This window comes from Halobacillus sp. 12SKB, from assembly GCF_052941655.1.
In genome coordinates this window covers 1,298,488-1,316,190 of the sequence record NZ_JBRFWR010000001.1, presented here as the reverse complement: position 1 = coordinate 1,316,190, position 17,703 = coordinate 1,298,488, and the positions used below count along the sequence as shown (strand labels likewise).

General features: G+C 43.6%; 17 protein-coding genes and 2 riboswitches. Of the genes, 3 read left to right on the top strand and 14 right to left on the bottom strand.

Going from position 1 to position 17,703, the window contains the following annotated elements:
• Positions 1-8: 8 nt before the first annotated feature.
• Positions 9-1,211 carry a M24 family metallopeptidase gene (locus tag ACQ4XT_RS06515; protein WP_446852959.1) on the bottom strand — a complete coding sequence of 401 codons (1,203 nt, stop codon included), beginning with the start codon at positions 1,209-1,211 and terminating at the stop codon, positions 9-11.
• 187 nt (positions 1,212-1,398) lie between these two features.
• On the opposite strand from ACQ4XT_RS06515, the gene ACQ4XT_RS06510 reads away from it, so the two are divergent.
• Together ACQ4XT_RS06510 and ACQ4XT_RS06505 are read left to right on the top strand one after the other, a co-directional pair.
• Complete coding sequence (locus tag ACQ4XT_RS06510; protein ID WP_446852958.1) at positions 1,399-2,619, top strand: threonine synthase; 1,221 nt, start codon at positions 1,399-1,401, stop codon at positions 2,617-2,619.
• A 109-nt stretch (positions 2,620-2,728) separates the two neighbouring features.
• Entirely contained in the window at positions 2,729-4,483 is a 1,755-nt protein-coding gene (locus ACQ4XT_RS06505) for a methyl-accepting chemotaxis protein (protein WP_446852957.1), read from the top strand.
• Positions 4,484-4,669: 186 nt separating this feature from the next.
• Here ACQ4XT_RS06505 and thiE read toward each other — a convergent pair whose 3' ends face one another.
• From thiE to thiW, 5 genes are all read right to left on the bottom strand, one after another.
• The gene (gene thiE / locus ACQ4XT_RS06500) at positions 4,670-5,284 is read right to left on the bottom strand and encodes a thiamine phosphate synthase (protein ID WP_446852956.1); all 615 of its coding nucleotides are present in this window, start codon (positions 5,282-5,284) and stop codon (positions 4,670-4,672) included.
• Positions 5,281-6,039: a hydroxyethylthiazole kinase gene (thiM, locus tag ACQ4XT_RS06495; protein ID WP_446852955.1), complete on the bottom strand. Its 759-nt coding sequence runs from the start codon at positions 6,037-6,039 to the stop codon at positions 5,281-5,283. The genes thiE and thiM overlap by 4 nt, the downstream gene beginning before the upstream one ends.
• Entirely contained in the window at positions 6,030-6,842 is an 813-nt protein-coding gene (gene thiD, locus ACQ4XT_RS06490) for a bifunctional hydroxymethylpyrimidine kinase/phosphomethylpyrimidine kinase (protein ID WP_446852954.1), read from the bottom strand. Before thiD ends, thiM begins: the two co-directional genes overlap by 10 nt.
• Positions 6,839-7,525 (bottom strand): thiaminase II, encoded by a 687-nt coding sequence (tenA, locus tag ACQ4XT_RS06485; protein WP_446852953.1) that lies wholly within the window; start codon positions 7,523-7,525, stop codon positions 6,839-6,841. Before tenA ends, thiD begins: the two co-directional genes overlap by 4 nt.
• 42 nt (positions 7,526-7,567) lie before the next feature.
• A riboswitch (TPP riboswitch) is annotated at positions 7,568-7,673 on the bottom strand.
• A 5-nt stretch (positions 7,674-7,678) separates the two neighbouring features.
• Positions 7,679-8,167, bottom strand: coding sequence for an energy coupling factor transporter S component ThiW (gene thiW / locus ACQ4XT_RS06480; protein WP_446852952.1), 489 nt, complete (start codon positions 8,165-8,167; stop codon positions 7,679-7,681).
• A gap of 92 nt (positions 8,168-8,259) precedes the next feature.
• Positions 8,260-8,369: riboswitch (TPP riboswitch) on the bottom strand.
• Positions 8,370-8,480: 111 nt separating this feature from the next.
• Between thiW and ACQ4XT_RS06475 the strand changes: the two genes are divergently transcribed.
• Complete coding sequence (locus tag ACQ4XT_RS06475; protein WP_446852951.1) at positions 8,481-9,014, top strand: DUF3221 domain-containing protein; 534 nt, start codon at positions 8,481-8,483, stop codon at positions 9,012-9,014.
• A gap of 22 nt (positions 9,015-9,036) precedes the next feature.
• Here ACQ4XT_RS06475 and ACQ4XT_RS06470 read toward each other — a convergent pair whose 3' ends face one another.
• The 8 genes from ACQ4XT_RS06470 to ACQ4XT_RS06435 form a co-directional block, all read right to left on the bottom strand.
• Positions 9,037-10,707 carry a PucR family transcriptional regulator gene (locus ACQ4XT_RS06470; RefSeq protein ID WP_446852950.1) on the bottom strand — a complete coding sequence of 557 codons (1,671 nt, stop codon included), beginning with the start codon at positions 10,705-10,707 and terminating at the stop codon, positions 9,037-9,039.
• Between the two features lie 17 nt (positions 10,708-10,724).
• On the bottom strand, positions 10,725-11,690 hold the full coding sequence (locus ACQ4XT_RS06465; protein WP_446852949.1) for a threonine/serine dehydratase: 966 nt from the start codon (positions 11,688-11,690) through the stop codon (positions 10,725-10,727).
• Between the two features lie 260 nt (positions 11,691-11,950).
• On the bottom strand, positions 11,951-13,456 hold the full coding sequence (asnB, locus tag ACQ4XT_RS06460; RefSeq protein WP_446852948.1) for an asparagine synthase B: 1,506 nt from the start codon (positions 13,454-13,456) through the stop codon (positions 11,951-11,953).
• A 4-nt stretch (positions 13,457-13,460) separates the two neighbouring features.
• A complete protein-coding gene (locus ACQ4XT_RS06455; RefSeq protein WP_446852947.1) occupies positions 13,461-13,601 on the bottom strand; it encodes a hypothetical protein in 141 nt (46 codons plus the stop codon).
• A 65-nt stretch (positions 13,602-13,666) separates the two neighbouring features.
• Positions 13,667-13,816: a hypothetical protein gene (locus ACQ4XT_RS06450; RefSeq protein WP_446852946.1), complete on the bottom strand. Its 150-nt coding sequence runs from the start codon at positions 13,814-13,816 to the stop codon at positions 13,667-13,669.
• 1,102 nt (positions 13,817-14,918) lie between these two features.
• A complete protein-coding gene (locus ACQ4XT_RS06445; RefSeq protein ID WP_446852945.1) occupies positions 14,919-15,368 on the bottom strand; it encodes an NUDIX domain-containing protein in 450 nt (149 codons plus the stop codon).
• Between the two features lie 403 nt (positions 15,369-15,771).
• Entirely contained in the window at positions 15,772-16,839 is a 1,068-nt protein-coding gene (locus ACQ4XT_RS06440; protein WP_446852944.1) for a hypothetical protein, read from the bottom strand.
• Between the two features lie 59 nt (positions 16,840-16,898).
• A complete protein-coding gene (locus tag ACQ4XT_RS06435) occupies positions 16,899-17,702 on the bottom strand; it encodes an MreC domain-containing protein (RefSeq protein WP_446852943.1) in 804 nt (267 codons plus the stop codon).
• Between the last annotated feature and the right edge of the window lies 1 nt (position 17,703).

Here is a 17,703-nt window from a genome sequence, read left to right as displayed (position 1 = left end):
TCCCTCCTTCAGCTGATTTGACCGCTCAAATCCATATGATCACGTATGATTAACTCCTGGGGATAGGTGGTGAACCGTTCACTGCCGGATTCCGTAACTCTAAAGGTTTCACTGATTTCAATTCCATCCGTATCGAACCATAGCGCCGGAATCAAATGGAACGTCATATTGCGTTCCAGGACAGTCGAATCCCCTTTACGAATGCTCGCTGTATGCTCTCCCCAATCTGGTGGATAATTGAGGCCAACGGAATAACCTAAGCGCGCTTCTTTTTCATACCCATGTTTTTTAATGCTCTTCCTCCACACTTCTTCCAGTTCTCCACAAGTGACCCCAGGCTTTGCAAAGTCCAGGACATTCTGAATACCTTCCAAAACGACCGGAGCCACTTGTTTCATTTTTTCATTCGGTTCCCCGATGGAAACCGTACGGGCAAGAGGGACATGGTAGCGCTTATAACACCCGGCCAGTTCAACAATAACAGCATTGCCTTTTACAAAAGGCCGGTCTGACCAGGTCAGGTGAGGTATAGAAGTATGATCCCCCGTCGGGAGCAGTGGTACAATCGCTGGATATTCTCCACCAAACTCCGGAGTCCCTCTGACTATGTGGTAGTAAATTTCAGCGGCAGTATCACATTCCCGGACGCCTGGATAAATGCTTTCCACCCCTTTGGTCATCGCGAGGTCCGCAATTTGCGCTGCCCGTCTCATATAGTCGATTTCCTGATCAGACTTAACGATCCGGACACCATTCACAAGCAGGTCAGCATCTTGGAAGGTGGCGTTCGGCAAGCCCCTTTTCAACCTTTCCATAGCTTTGGCGGTAAAGTAGTAATGATCCGTCTCAACCCCGATCTTCCTCTTCCCTTGACCGATCTGAAGCAGAATATCCGAGATGAAATCCATTGGGTGATAAACATCTGAGTGAACATAGTAGTCCGGATAGGCAATGACATTTTCATCGTAGATCCACGTCGTTACCCTTGCACCGTTCGCATCCTGATAACGGCCAATCCATAGCGGCTGTGGTTCATCAATAATAATCACAAGCATTTGGTGTACATAAAAAGACCAGGCATCATAACCAGAAAGGTAATTCATGTTTGCCGGGTCTGTAATCAAAAGCACGTCAATTCCTTGATCAGCCATACGTTTCTTCGTCTTTTCCAAACGCTGGTGATACTCTAAAATGTCAAAAGGAAGAACCATTTCATCCCCTCCGCGCTATTTTCTGAATTTTTCAACTACTGTATATTCATTGTATTCAAAGATATTTTTTCTTGTAATGTAAAAAGTGTATGAAGTTTTGAGGATGTCCTTAGTACAATGTCGTCACAAACCTTTCCATCAACTTCTTATGTTAAGATACGAATAACCGGATAGAAGGAGGATAATGATGACATACAGTTACTTATCTCATTTGTACTGCCCGAAATGTGAGGAAACCTATAAAGCAGACGAACCTCAGCATCTATGTACATGCGGATCTCCTTTACTCGTAAGCTATGATTTAGACACACTGAAAGAGGCGTGGACTCCTGAGCAACTGAAAGAGAGAAGCCCCGACCTTTGGCGTTACCATGAACTTTTACCACTCCAGGACCCTACATACAAAACTTCTTTAGGAGAAGGCATGAGTCCGTTGATCCCTCTCCCCACTCTTCAAGCAGACATGGATATCCGTACACTGCATATGAAAGATGAAGGCATTATCCCCACTGGATCATTCAAAGCAAGAGGTGCTGCGGTCGGCGTATCGAAAGCGAAAGAACTGGGAGTGAAAGAACTCGCTATGCCGACGAATGGGAATGCCGGAGCTGCCTGGTCTTTGTATGCTTCCAGAGCATCTATAGATTCGACCATCGTCATGCCCATCGACGCACCGAAAATCACTCGTAACGAATGTGCGCTGTCAGGGGCGAACCTTTTTCTCGTCGACGGACTCATCAGCGATGCTGGTAAAATCGTAGCGGAAGCTGTAAAAAAATCCGGGCTCTACGATGTATCCACACTAAAAGAGCCATACAGAATCGAAGGAAAGAAAACAATGGGGCTGGAAATTGCCGAACAATTAGGCTGGAACGTTCCAGATGTCATCCTCTACCCCACAGGAGGCGGCGTAGGATTAATCGGCATTCATAAAGCCTTGAGAGAATTGCAGGAGCTTGGTTGGATTGCTGAAGACCGGATGCCAAGGCTCGTAGCTGTCCAATCTGAAGGCTGTGCTCCCATCGTGGAAGCATGGCAGCAAGGGCGAAGGGAATCATCATTCTGGGAAGATTCTGAAACGATTGCGTTCGGCATCAATGTACCAAAAGCTATTGGGGATTTCCTCGTTCTTGAGGCTCTATATGAGACGAATGGATGTGCTGTATCCGTCAGCGATCAGGAACTTTTAGAAGAGCAAAAAAGAATCGCACAAAAAGAAGGGGCCTTTGTCTGTCCAGAAGGAGCCGCAGCATTTGCTGCTGCCAGAAAGTTAAGAGTAGAAAACTGGATTTCTGCAGAGGATGAAGTGGTCGTACTCAATACAGGGGCAGGAATTAAGTATCCAGATACAGTTCATATCGATATACCTGTTCTTCACCCTGGGGACAGACTGCAAAGCAAGGTTTAAACTTTCCACACGAAACATTTACAAATTTTGTGCCACATATATAAATCCACCCCCCTTCTTCCGATATTAAGGAAAAGAGAGAAAAGACACAGAAGAAGGGGTTTGGAGTATGAGAAGCTTTTGGAAAATGAACCGGACAATCCGGGCAAAGGTCTTCATTATGGGATTGTTGCTTTTGGCTATCCCGTCATTAATTATTGGATTGATCGGCTACCAGTCCAGTAAAGGAAGTCTTGATGAACTTGGAAAGACAAATCTAAAAAACAGTGTAGAACAAGCGGTGGACATGATTGAAATCGCAAATCAATCGGTTCAGGCAGGGAACCTTTCCCTGGAAGAAGCACAAGAAACAGTAAAAGAACAACTCCTCGGACCCATGCAGGAAGATGGAACTCGTCCGATCAGTTCAACGATTGACCTTGGTGAAAACGGTTACTTTTTCGTGTTGGATGAAAAGGGAACCGAATTAGCCCATCCTTCCCTTGAAGGGGAAAATATATGGGAATCCCAAGACTCAAACGGAGTCATGGTCGCACAGGAGCTTATCGAAAATGGAACCAACGGAGGCGGTTTCACCTATTTCGAATGGCCGTTGCCAGGGGATCCTGACTCCGTTGCCCCTAAAGTATCCTACTCCCTTTACGAGCCATCTTGGGGCTGGGTTGTCGTCTCAGGCACATACATGATGGATTTCAACAGCGGGGCCAGTCAGATCTTAAACACATTATTAATCACGCTTGGAGTATCGTTGATTTTAGGTGCCTTCATCATATGGTTCTTCTCCAATCGTTTAACAAAACCGATCAAACAGCTATCTGACCACTCTACAAGGATTGCTGAAGGAGATTTCACCGCAGCCGACCTTCAAGTATCGAATAAGGACGAAATAGGAGTGCTAGTGGAAAATTTCAATACAATGAAAAACAACCTGAAGGCGCTGATCCAGTCTGTTTCTGCTTCTTCAGAACATGTGGCAGCCGCTTCCCAACAATTGAATGCCAACGCGGAAGAAAATTCACTTGCGGCAGAACAAGTAACAACAGCTATTCAAGAAGTAGCGGCAGGATCTGATCAACAGATGGACAATGCTAATGAATCTTCCGAATGGATTCATGATATATCATCAAATATTCAAACCATTTCCACACAAATGATCGACCTCTCAGCGAAGTCGAATCAGACCGCAGAAACATCCGGATCAGGAGAGAAGCTTATTCATACTGCCCTACAGCAAATGCATGAAATCAATGATCATACCAATACCACAAGTGGTACAATTCAGGTTCTCGAGAAAAAATCCAATGAAATTGGAAAAATCGTATCTCTGATTACAGATATCTCTGAACAGACGAACTTGCTCGCGTTGAATGCGGCCATTGAAGCAGCTCGGGCAGGTGAGCACGGAAAGGGTTTTGCTGTAGTAGCCGAAGAAGTAAGGAAACTGGCCGAGCAGTCCAGTCAATCGGCGAATCACATCATGGAGCTGGTACATGATATCCAACAAAAAACCCAGGAAGCCGTCCAGTTTATGAATAAAAGTGATGATGCTGTCAAATCCGGTGTGAATGTGGTCGGAGAAGCTGAACAGACGTTTAAAACGATTACGGCAGATGTCCATGATCTGTCTGGAGGGATGAACGATATCACAGGATCCATCCAATCGATGACTCATCATATTCAAAGTCTCGTAGAGTCTTTTGAAGCGGTTAAGAACTTCGCTGTCCAGGCTTCGGAACAATCCCAGCACGTGGCCGCTACGACAGAGCAGCAAAATGCATCCATCCAGGAGATTACATCTGCGAGTGAAACATTAGCTCAAGAAGCTGGCAATCTTCAGGAACAAGTCAGTCGTTTCAGGTACTAGGTCCTACCTATCTTCAGCCATAGGGCTGGTATATGGGTTGTGAACGAATTTGATTGGTAGACGTCTTAGGTTTAATAGTTGCATGAACAAAAACTTCGGTTAAAAAAAGTATGGGGGTAAGTGGACTCAACATCCTACTCCCCAACATAAAAGGAACTCATGCTTCGGCATGAGTTCCTTTTTACTTCATATCGCTTGTACAACGGCCGATATATCCGGGGCGTGTGTAATGGCTGAAATGACAGCGACACCGTCTGCTCCCGCTTCCATCACTTCAGCAGCATTTTCAGGATGAATGCCTCCAATCCCGACTACGGGCATGTCAGGAAACGCTTTTTTGACGACTTTCACCCATTCAGGCCCTGCTACAGGGTTGGCGTCTTTCTTCGTCATTGTCCTGTACATCGGACCTACACCTAAATAGTCGACAAGATGGATAGGACTCTGTTCTAATTCTGTCTGATCGGATACCGACAATCCTATGATTGTATCAGGATATTTTGAACGAATTTCTTTCACACTTCGATCACTCTGCCCCACGTGTATTCCATCAGCTTTAAGCACGTCAAAAAGTTCAACGTCATCATTGACGATAAACAGAATGCCCGCTTCAGCACAACGCTGGCGCAACTTATGGCCGAGACTGTACTTCGCTTCTCCCGTTCGTGCGCCATCCCCTTTTTCTCTATACTGAAAGCATGTAATTCCAGCTTCGATCGCTTCATCCAAAATTCTCAATGGATCTTTGTCACAGTTTTGACTGCCCATAACGAAGTATTTTCTAAGAATAGAAGCTTTCATGTTTCATCCCCCATAGCTAAAGCATCAACAAACCTCGGAATGAATGTCCCTGGTCCTTTCACATCAGGGTGAGCCGCGGCATGTTCGGCCGCCCGGCCATAATGGTTTAATGTTTCCAAAATCTTTACTTTAGGCTCACCTTCTACAGATAAGCCTGCTGCAAGCAAAGAACCTAACAAACAGCCGGAGCCTGTAATTTGAGCAAGAAGCGGGTGACCCGTTTCGTTGACAAAAACCTCTCCTCTCATGCACCCGACATCCCTTTCACCTGTACAGACGGCTCCAGTTTGGTATTTTTCTGATACCAGACGAACGATGGATTCAGGGTCAGCTTTCCCTGTTGAGTCTACCCCTTTCGTTTCCACATCCTGACCGACGAGATGGGCGAGTTCCCCGGCATTCCCTTTAATGACGGTCGGCTTCACCTCCTGTAAGATTCGCTGGCATACCTCTGAACGATAGCGGGTTGCAGGGGCGCCGACAGGATCGAAGACGACCGGAATACCGATCTCATTCGCTGCTTTCCCTGCAAGAATCATTGCTTCCACCTGATTTTTATGAAGCGTCCCGATATTCAATAAAAGCCCCTGAGACAATCGAGTGACATCTGCAACCTCCTGTTTAGCATTAGCCATAATCGGTGATCCGCCGAAAGCAAGAAGTCCATTCGCTGTAAAATTCATGACGACCGCATTCGTGATGTGATGGATCAGTGGACGTTTTTCTCTTACTCTATCGATAACACTTACAGCCATTTGTTGAAAACCTCCTCACGTAAAGAAAAATGATTGGTCGGTCCGCTTCCTTTTCCTAAGTCGAAGGAGTGGCGAATCGCTTCTGTTACAAAGTATTTGGCTTCTTTAACGGCTTGTGGCAACGCGTGTCCCTGGCTCAGGTAAGCCGTAATGGCTGCTGAATACGTACACCCTGTGCCATGCGTATTCGAAGAATCAATACGTTCGGATTCAAATTCATAGACACGCCCCCCATCATATAAAAAATCAACCGCTCTTCCATTGAGATGGCCCCCTTTGACAAGGGCCGCATCCGCACCTAATTCTTTCACAATTACTTCGGCCGCTTCTTTCATATCTGCTTCTGTTTCAATTTCCCCTCCAACAAGCACTTCCGTTTCCGGAATGTTGGGAGTGACGAGCGATGTCTTTGGTACAAGATATTCTTTCAAAAAGCGCTGGTCTTCTTTTTCAATCAACGGGTCGCCACTCTGGGCAACCATGACAGGGTCCATGACGTAAGGAGCATCCACCTCATCCAACCATTCACTAATGACTCTCATCATTTTCTTGTTGGCAATCATTCCTGTTTTCAGTGCATGAACAGGCATGTCTTCAGAAATTGCTTTCAGTTGACTCATAATAAAATTTTCCGGGAGGTGGTGGACATCCTTCACACCTGTCGTATTTTGAGCAACAACCGAGGTCACAACACTCATGCCATAACTCTTCAGCTCCTGGAACGTTTTCAAGTCTGCTTGAATACCTGCACCCCCGCTCGGATCTGTTCCGGCGATCGTCAACGCACATGATACATTCGTCATCTCACACCCTCCTTTTCACAAGGCCATTGCTCTTGAGTGTAAGCCATATCCCAAAAGGCGTATTCCAGCTGACAACTTTTTCGGAAGGCTGCCCTCATACGGTGCTCTTCCGGTTCAGACGCTTGTTCAGCACACTGATCAAGCCGTTCACATAACACCGCCGTCAGACTCTTCACTTCCGTATTGGCATAAAACTCAATCCACGGGAGGTAGGGATGATCAGGTTCTGGATGATAGGTGTTCATCAGCTCCACCCCGATTTCATAATAGGTCCAAGGACACGGGAGCAAAGCTGCTAATATTTCTCCGATGCCTCCTTGATAGGCATGGAAAAGCATATGTTTGATATAGTGGTCAGCGGTCGGCGGCAATGGATACCCTTGCAGTTTTTCATAAGGAACGCCAATCTGTTCGCAAAAGTTGTTGTGAGGGTGAACTTCACTGTTTAATACAAAATCGATTTGTTCATTAAACAATTGAATGTCTTCCCTGCCCGGAGACTTGGAAATTGCGATTCCATAGACATGCATAAAGGCATTCAGATACTCATAATCAGCTTTAATATAGTGAATCAAGGCTTCTTTTGGAACCTCTCCTTTCCCGATGCCCTGGATAAAGGGATGGGAGAAGATTTTTTGATAGATATCCTGATTTTCTTTTCTTAATTGATTGGAAAAAGACATGATAGAGCCTCCTATTATTCTTGGAAGCTACTAGAGGACAGAAGGGGATTCTTACTACTTCCCTCCGCCGGCATGACCCGGATCAGGTATTGAGGGACCAAGGAATGTCTCCTTATCTCAGCGATTACTCGCGCCCCTAGCAGTTTCCGTGTATTATGGTTGTAAGATCATGTTTTCAACTTTCACTCGTGATAAAATGAAGATAGCAATCAAAGCCCCCGAGACACTGCTTACGACAAAAGAAGGAACAAACGCGAAAACACCAGCTGTACTTCCCATTAAGACGTGTGCAATCGGTACAGCTGCCAAAGCCCCGATGACTCCAGTGCCTAGAACTTCACCAATCACCGCAGACCTTTTTCTTTCATACATTCGGTAACAAAGCCCTGCCAACAATGCACCAAACATTCCGCCCGGAAAAGCAAGAAAGGTGCCGAGACCTAATAACAAACGTAAGAGCCCGATGACAAAAGCAATCATGACCGCCGGGACGGGTCCAAGCACCACCGCCGCGATCACATTAACCGCATGCTGAACAGGATAAGCTTTCGCTATTCCAGCCGGAAACCAGAGAAATTGAGCCCCAAGCGTACCAATGGCAACAAGCACAGCCATCGTTGTGATTAATTTTGTGTTTCTCATTATTCACCACCTTCCGTACAGGAGCTGAATGGGTCCATATAAAAAAGCCAGATCCTTAGAGGACCTGGCCTGGTATGCAGTAAGTCGATACACGTATCGTCTGACTACTTCCCTCCGCTGGCATTAACCAGATCAGGTTCGTAAGAGTCAGAAAGCTTGCTCGCTTTCCTCTCAGCCCATTCAGGCTCCCCTAGTAGTTTCATAAACTTATTCGCTTGGTGATTTTCATCATAACAAAGTTGGATGTTTCTGTCATGTGAAACTTTTCCTCCCGTTCAAACGTCAACATTAATAGATAAGGAGTGTGGGAATGATGAAAATAAGGTGGATGCTTGGTATGTTCATAGTTTTCTCTTTATCCCTTACTGCATGTGGGCTTTCAGAGACAAAAGAAGTAGACCAGAATGAAGTGGAAGCAGAAGCCTCCGATCCGGTCATGAGCGGGTTTGTCATGGAGCAGGATGAGGACAGTATCCTGGTTGTCACGCCGATGGATGATGGATCAGGCGAAGAAGGACGGGCCATGTGGGTATCTAATGCCCCTGAAGGCCTATGGGTCGGCAAACAGGTCGAGGTCTGGGTAGACGGGGATATCGCTGAGTCCTACCCTGAACAAGCCACCGCTGAAAAAGTCCAGGAACTTGAAATGAGTGAAGTCCAGGGAGCAGATTTAAAAGCTTCTGAAGCTCTTTCTACTGCATTATCTGAAAAAGAACCAGAAAAGGCCGATGTGCTGATTGTTTCTCTGCTTTCTTTTGATGAAGAATCCGACCAGTGGACCGTCAAGCTGGATCGACGCGGGACAAATGAGGGCGAATGGAAAACGACCGTCAAAGATGAAAAATAGAGCGCTATCCCGAGGGAGCGCTCTATGCATCGACTTTTTTCAAAAGCCATAACCTTACGCTGAGCTCCAGCAAAAAGAGGTCATCAGCATTGAGAAGAGACAGCCCGGTCAAATGTTCAATGTTTCTCAATCTGTGCAGCAAAGATTGCCGGTGCAAATTCAGCGCACGAGCCGTCTGGCTGACATTGCTATTGTATTTATTGTAGACCATAAACGTATGAATCAGTTCTGTCTGCCGCTTCTGATCATAATCAATCAGCTTTTCTAATGTATCTGAAACAATCGCTCCGATTTCTTCTTCGTGGGACAGTGCCATGAGCAGGCGATTCATTCTTGTATCACTGAAAAATGTCCGCTCCCCTTCTTCATGCTGCTGACCGATTTTCAGAGCCGTTTCCGCCTCTTCATAGCTTTTATGAAAAACCTGATATCCCCCTTTATGACAGGAAATGCCCCAGCTGATCATAATCCCTTTCAATAACTCATGAAGCCTTCGCTCAATCAGATCGAGAAACTGATTCGCGGTTTCCCCGTAATCCGGTCGGTCCGTTTCCAAATAAACGATCACCTCCCCTTCATCAAAAGTGGTCATCGTCCTCCTGTGCAGTGCATCTCCTGCATGGGTGACTTCCTTCTGGATGTAATAATTCCGACTGTTGATCGATGAGGATTTGACTTGAGGCATCGTTGAAGAGGTGCGTTCCTCCTCCGGCTGCACGAAACGGATGTGGCCGACAAGACAAATATAGGGCTTCTCCAGGTCATAGCCAAGCAGCTGCGCTTTTGATAACAGAGCTCTGTCCATCTCCCTCTCCCGCTTGGCCAAATCAAGCAAAAAGTTATCCTTGAGTCTTATTTCAGTCATTTCAATGGCGTTCTCTTTTACGAAATATAAGGCACAAGCTGTCAGCGCATGCTCCAAAATGTGAAGGTTCACCCATGTGAGATCCTTTTCTTCCTTGGGCTTAAACAGGATATATCCCTGTTTCTTATAGTTCGATAAAATGGTAAGCTGGTAGCATTTCTGCCCACCGATTTCGTAGGTTTCAATATAATGGCGGAGCGGGTGATCACTGTCCATTTCCGTTTCCACAAGGATGCCTTCCTGGGAAAGCTCATGCCCATTTAAGACATCGATATAATAACGGTCAAAGTACTGATTCGCGCGGATCTGTTTGTTATGATCACTGATGGCCGTCGGAATGCCTGTGTTCTGGTAGATGATTGATGTGATCTCCTGCAGACCTTTTCCGTTCAGGACACAGTTGATCAACTCCTGTCGTATCTCTTCCGTCCGTTGTTGCTCCTGGCGGCTTTCCTCACTGATCAATCGTAAAACGTCCTGTAAAATATCCCCGAACCGGACCTCCCATGGAATTTCCATCACAATCAACTCGTGTTTCTCCGCAAGCTTTAACACACGATCAGGAATTTTGTACAAATGACGCCCAGTGGCAAAAGCAAGCACAGAAGCCTCCGATCGGATGACATCCTCTACATACCCTTCCAGTGCCAATACATCCTCTCCACAACCAACCCCTGTGCTTAGCACAAATTCATTGTTCCTCACAAAGTTCTCCACAGGTGTTTCAATCACCGAGATCCAGTCCACCTGGCGATTGTACATATTTGTCTGCACCTTTGCTTTTTCAAGAACTGGAAGTTTTAAGACTTCCTCCACCGCAACCCCCATCTCCACTCCTCCCCCACTTACGATTTAGCCAAAAGATTCGTAACCACATCATGGTCGATATTGTTTCCACTCATGACCACAACCACATTTTTCCCTCGTAGGTCATTACAGTGAAGTACGTGTCCGATTCCAGTTGCGGCCGCACCTTCCACGACCATCTTATGGTGCTCGAGGGTGAAAATCAGCCCTTCTTCAATGTGTGCCTCATCCACAAGCACTCCCTTATCCATATAAGCTTTCGTCATAGGAAATGTGAAACGGTTCTCTGTCCCGATTCCTCCAAGCAGACTGTCTGCCAAAGTATAAGACTCCTCAAGAATCACAGGTCTCCCTTTCGTCAGACTTTCCTGCATGACGGCCCCCTTCTTCATCGTCACTCCTGTTACGTGTATAGAAGGTTCAATCGACTTCATTACAAAAGCAATACCGGACAACAACCCACCTCCAGACAAAGGAATAATCACTTCATCTATTTCAGGACACTGTTCCATAATTTCAAGCGCGATCGTACCCTGACCGGCAATGATTTCCCGATCATCAAAAGGCTTGATAACCGTCATCCCTTCCTCTCTTTCCAATTCAGCACACCTTGCTTCTGCTTCGTCTTGACTGCTCCCGACGACTTCCACTGAAGCGTGCAATTTTTTCAGACGGTTCACTTTCGCCTTCGGAACACGATTCGATATACACACCGTACAAGGAATGCCTAACTCTGCTGCTACATATGCAACAGAAATCCCGTGATTTCCTGTTGAAAAAGTGGTCACACCTTTTTTTATATCCTTATCTTCCAAAGATAAGATTTTGTTTGCTGCCCCTCGGAGCTTAAATGAACCCGTCGGGTGGGAATGCTCCAGCTTCAAGTGAACGTGCCCCCCTGTGTGCTCAGAGAGAGGTTCTGAATACAGGATAGGAGTGGGATGGACAAACGAAGATATGCGCTTCCTCGCTTCCCATACCTCTCTGAAGGAAAGGCTGCTCATTTATAATGTCCTCCTTCGATAATATTTCCGGCCTTTAGTTTGGAATATTCAGTTATTTTTATTATAGTGGAACAACCTCTTATGTTTAAAGAGTTAACCTCTATATTTTCACTCGGGGCAAGCGGTGTTCTTTGGTGTGAGACTTTCACCCTATGATGGTATGCGGTTTTCCTTTTACTCGACTCGCTCTTCCCTTCGCGCGTTTCAATCGAATATATAGCATCAAAAAGGCCAGATGCATTTGGCATCTGCCCTTTCGGTTAAGCCGTAGCCCATTTGCCTACGGTATGGAGCATTTTTTCTTCTGGGAAATGATCTCTGAAAATTTGATAATAGAACATTTCCTGCTTGGATCGTAGATCAACAGGTGCTTCGGCTTGCACCTTTTCAAATGTTTCATCTGTGATTGTTCTTTCTGCATGAAGGTCTAGCAAATCCAATGCACCGCTTCCTTCTGAGAACTCTGCTTTCTTACGCCATAATACTTCATCAGGAATGATGCCGTCGAATGCTTTTCGAAGCAGCCATTTTTCCATGCGGTCTTTTTTATGAACTTTCAAACCGGCAGGGATCTGCAGGGCATTCTCCACAACATCCAAGTCGAGAAATGGCACACGAAGTTCAATTGAATGCGCCATGCTCATACGATCTGCTCGTTGCAGATTTACATGGTGAAGAGTATTGAGTACACGAATGATTTCCTTGTTCATGGATACGGTATCCTGGTATTTTTCCATGTACGCATACCCAGCGAATAATTCATCCGCTCCTTCTCCAGATAAAATCACTTTTACGTGTTCGGATGCGAGCTTTGACACGAAGTAATTTGGGATAGCACTACGGACAAGGGAAGGCTCGTACGACTCCAGATGATAGATGACATCCGAGACAGCCTCAATTAATTCTTCTTCCGTATAAATATATTCATAATGCTCGGTTCCAAGCGCTCTGGCAACCGTGCGAGCGTTGATGATATCTGCACTGCCTTCCGATCCGACACAGAATGATTTTAAAGGCTTGTCCCCTTGTTTCTGCTGGTCAGCGATGGCGGCAATCAAACTACTGTCCAACCCACCACTCAGCAGTACGCCTACTTCAACATCTGCCATCAGTCTTTTTCGTACCGCTTCGTTCATGGTTTCTTTTATAGAAGTGAATACTTCATTCATTTCATGTTCCGTGTAAGATTCTTGCGGAGATTGAATCTCCCTATAGCAGACAAACCCGTTTTCCGGAGTAAAGTAGTGTCCATGAGGAAATTCCTTGGCCTCATCCACAAAAGATTCGATTGCTTTCAATTCAGATGAAAAGACATACTGACCTTCGTGGTCCTTCCCGTAATAAAGCGGCTTGATCCCAAGTGTATCCCGAGCCACAACAAACGAATCATTTTCCTCATCTGCGATGAAAAACGCGAACATCCCATCAAGTTGATGGATGGCTTCCGGTCCTTGCTTTTCGACTAATTTCAGAGCTACTTCACTGTCTGACTTTGTAAGAAAAGAGACATCTTTCGCTAAGGATTCTTTAATGGCTGCATAATTGTAAATCTCACCATTACATACGATCCAACGTTTTTTATCTTCGTTATGAATCGGCTGGATGCCATCTTCAAGACCGATGATTGATAAGCGGCGGTGTCCAAGACGAACACGATCGGTAACCACTGATTTCCCTTCATCTGGACCACGATGGTAAAGTAGATCCAGCACCTCATTCATTTGTTTTTCACTCATCTCCCCTTGGGTAACGAAAATTCCACACATAAGTTTAAAGACCTCCTAAGTTTGCATGCATGATTTGCATACGACTCAGGCTACGCCCTTTTTGATTGTTCATCAAATCGGGTTTGTAAGCAAATGTAAGCAAAACAAGCGAAATCCAGAAAAAGGAGTCACATAGAATAGACATTCGCGGAATGGACCTTCATTCAGATAGAATCCTCTTCATACATGCAAAAAACCTCCAGCCTGGTTTTATGCTGAAGGTTTTTGATAGGTAGATAAGGAATGACTGATCACTTGAGCAAGCGGACGCACATCTTTGACAGAGTGAACACTTGCCTGAAAAATTTCCTCAGGAGGTACCGCTGACCAATCCAGATGATATCCTGCTTCCAATGCCAAGATGCGAATGAACTCTCGTAAACTTCTCCCATTTCCTTCTCTGAAGGCATATATCTCCGTGTACTTATATGTACATATTAGTTTTAAATCATCAAACTCTAGTATTAATAAACATATCATTACTAATTAGAATAGTGTACATAAAACTCCTCCTGTACATAAAGATTTCAACTAACGTAAATATGTACTTTTTCCAAAGATATATAATGAAGAAAAAAGAGTCCCCATATAAGGGAACTCTTATTTTAATTAATATAGTAGCCTTTACTATTCAACCTTTCCAACCAATGCTTCTAAGAGCTTTTTCAATCATTTCTGCTTCTCTTCGCATACCTATTTTTCGAAGTTCAGTTGCGAATAAAGGCCACGGAGGGTGTATAGCCTTGTAAGGAGAAGAATCCGGGCCAGTGTACATTCCTCCTCCGGGTCCTGTGTACAGACCACCACCTGGGCCAGTATATAGCCCCCCTCCGGGGCCGGTGTATAACCCCCCGCCCGGGCCGGTGTATGCTCCTCCCCCCGGACCAGTGTACATCCCACCACCCGGGCCGGTGTATGCTCCTCCTCCCGGACCAGTGTACATCCCACCGCCCGGGCCAGTGTATGCTCCTCCTCCCGGACCAGTGTACATCCCACCGCCCGGGCCAGTGTATGCTCCTCCTCCCGGACCAGTGTACATATTTCTTATCCATAGCTCTGACTCACTCATATTACCTACTCCTCTCCATCTACTATAGTTTTATTTTACCAATTTTTTAATATTGTACCAACAATAATGGGTGAAACCAAAAGCTGTGCCCATTCAAGAAGGACATGACTGCAACTGATTATGCCATTAGAATCCCTTCTATTTTGTTTGTTTTTGAGTTATAATATGTCACGTTAGCGTTACAAAAAATATTCCTAAACAAAGAAGAGGCTAGTAGCCTCTTCTTTGTTTTTTTAGTATCAATCTATTAGCTCTGCACAACTGATGTTGGTGATATTTTCAAATCAATTCAAATTACCTATTATTACCTCCATTCACTCGTTCGAACATTTAAGTATCCACACTATCATCTAACTACGCCACATACTCCCTAAAGCTCCAAGTTAACACATACTAACTTATATAATTAAATACATTGATATCTACTTCATCTACGTAACCAATCTCTCGCTTTAAGTCCCATAATTGTATTTTGGATGTCTCACAATTCTTCTGGAAAGGTTGGAGTTTTTCAAGAGTAGTAAAATAAATGGGGTTATACTTAATATCGCTAGTGATTAAATTTTTCACTTCTAGTAACCCTTTAAATTCTAACTTTGAAACTTTTTGCCCTGTTTCTTCATAAAGCTCTCTTATAGCACAATCCTTGGGCGATTCATTCTCTTCTCTCCGCCCTGCTGGCAACTCCCACTGCTTTCTCAAAGTGTTATAGCACAAAAGAAACTTTTCATCACACTTTATTACTGCATAAGAACCAGCTAACCTTTGATATTCGTATATTTCAGCTTCTTTTATTACAACAAAATCAAGAAATTCGAAACCATTATTCTTGGTAATATTCAATTACACTCCCCCTATTATTGAATTCCCCTAAAGTATAGTAACTCAAGAGACCTTGGCTGTTTATTCTAAGGACATCATCTTGACCACTTTCTTATATTTTTATTAGATGAATATCTATTAAGTAAGAATGTCATTAATAGCTTCAACATATGTACCTTCATCAAAAATAATAACTATTCAACCTTAATATGGTATTATTGAGTATTTCCTGTAAAAAAGTTAATCCTTTATTCACTTTTTTAATTGTTAACATATATGATAAGATTTTCTTGTATTTAAGTAATCCTCCTATTTTGATTACTTAAATTTCGTTTCGTTTTGTTTTTTAAAAACCCTTTTGTGGAAGGTATTATACCTTCCACTTTTTTTGCCACCCCTTAACTGGCCAATTTATAAACTCACCTCAACTAAACAACTCTTTTTGTTCATCTTCGAACTTCTCAGCTAGCTCACTATACTCACTTAAAGATAGTCCCTCGGGGTAATAAACCGCGAAGTATCGGTTATATCCATCTCTCCAATGAAGCCCTGTTGATTGCATTATGCGTATCCATTGAACGCCTTCAAACAAAACATATTTTTGACCTGTTTTAAAAGGCGGTATGGCTACAGCGAGTTTAGGCTTATATTGAACGGGGAACCCATCTGAAATACCAATATGAGAACCTTTAAATTTAAACTTAAGGTAAACTGATTTCAGAATAGTAACGGACAGGTCATAAGGAATTTCAGTCATTGAGAGCTTAACGTTTTCATCCATAGACCTTTCCCTCAATGTTTGAATGTCTTCATCTGGAACAATAGACAACTCACCTTGGTTTTGATTAAACGATTTGTAAAATTCCAGCAAAGTTGCACTATCTCTTAAGTAATCATGACGCTCTTGGCCGTTTAAGAACTTGTTAAACATTTTCGTTTGTATGTCCCAAAGTTGTTGATATACTACTCGGATAGCATTATCTACATCCAAGGTTTCTTCCTTTACTTTTTCTAATTCCTTCCGGAAACTTGATTGCATTCTTCTGTGCTCTTTAAGAAAATATTCCTTGTCTAGTAATAACTTTGACTTTTCTAGTGACTTGGAAACGTCTGTGACAGGGTGACCATTATGTTGACCAAAGTTTCGCAAATTATATATGAGTCGATATTCAAAATACGTGTCGTAGGTGTTTCTACGTAACTCATCATAATAATCAAAGAATTCCTCTGGTTTGTTTCTTTTAAGATAAGTCTCCCATTTGTCTATGAACCCTTTATAAGCTCCAAGATAGTTATTGATTAATCGTTCTACTTCAAGGGTGCGAGCTGCATTATCTTCAAACCAATTTAAGTAACTGTTATATTCAGCCTGAACTGGAGCAATAAAATTCGAGTCCCACCATAAGTGACTTAGTTTCTTTGCTGCCGTCCGTATTCGTTTTGATTCCTCATTGTCTAAAAATGCTAGAATGTCTATTTGGCCATTATTCATTTCTACTACCCACCCCAAATCAACACACCCTTTCAGTTATGGATACCATTTCATTTTAATCAATCATTAAATAAGTCCCCAAACTCATTCTTTATATCATCTATTAATTGTTCACCAGCTTTCCGTGTATTTGATGTTTCGGGCTTCTCAATTTGTTCTTTCCTAATAGCGATTTCTTTTGCAGGAGGAAAAAGAGTATGTAGATTCGTAGTTGTGCTTTTTTCTAAGTTCAATTCCATATCTATTGCATTTCTGTCTAACCCAACCTCCCTTCTCAAATCAGGAAAAAAGGAAGAAACATATAAATTGTTTGAAAGGTAAATATAATGAGCTAATTCTTCTTTGAGAGTCTCATTATCACTCGCTAATCTGTCATTTTGTTCTTTAAGATTTTCAAGGTCTTCGTTATCTTTTTTCAACTTTTTCACCATATCGTATAAGATAATTCTAGACTCTTCTATGTGATACAAATGATTAACTAATTCTCGTGGATTATTACTATATCGCTCTACAATAACGTCTATATTCACATGATTTACTTCATCATTATCTCTCACGCCAAGCTCACGACCATTTACCACTGGTGTATTAATGCGCTCTATTTCACCGGGAATTCTCCTTCGCCATATCTGTCTTCCAATTATTCCATCTGTAGCTTGTTCAAGAACACTTGGATTGACTTTTTCTCCTCGCAGCTCTTTTTTTATTTCAAGTGCAATATCTACAAGGTCTTCATTTGAGAACCTACTATGAGGTCCTCGGTTCCCATTAACTCTGACCTTTCTATTCTCAGGGTACTTGTTGTTAATCCATTTTTTCATCATTTTTGCTACAGCTTTTAGATACTCATTATTATTACTCATA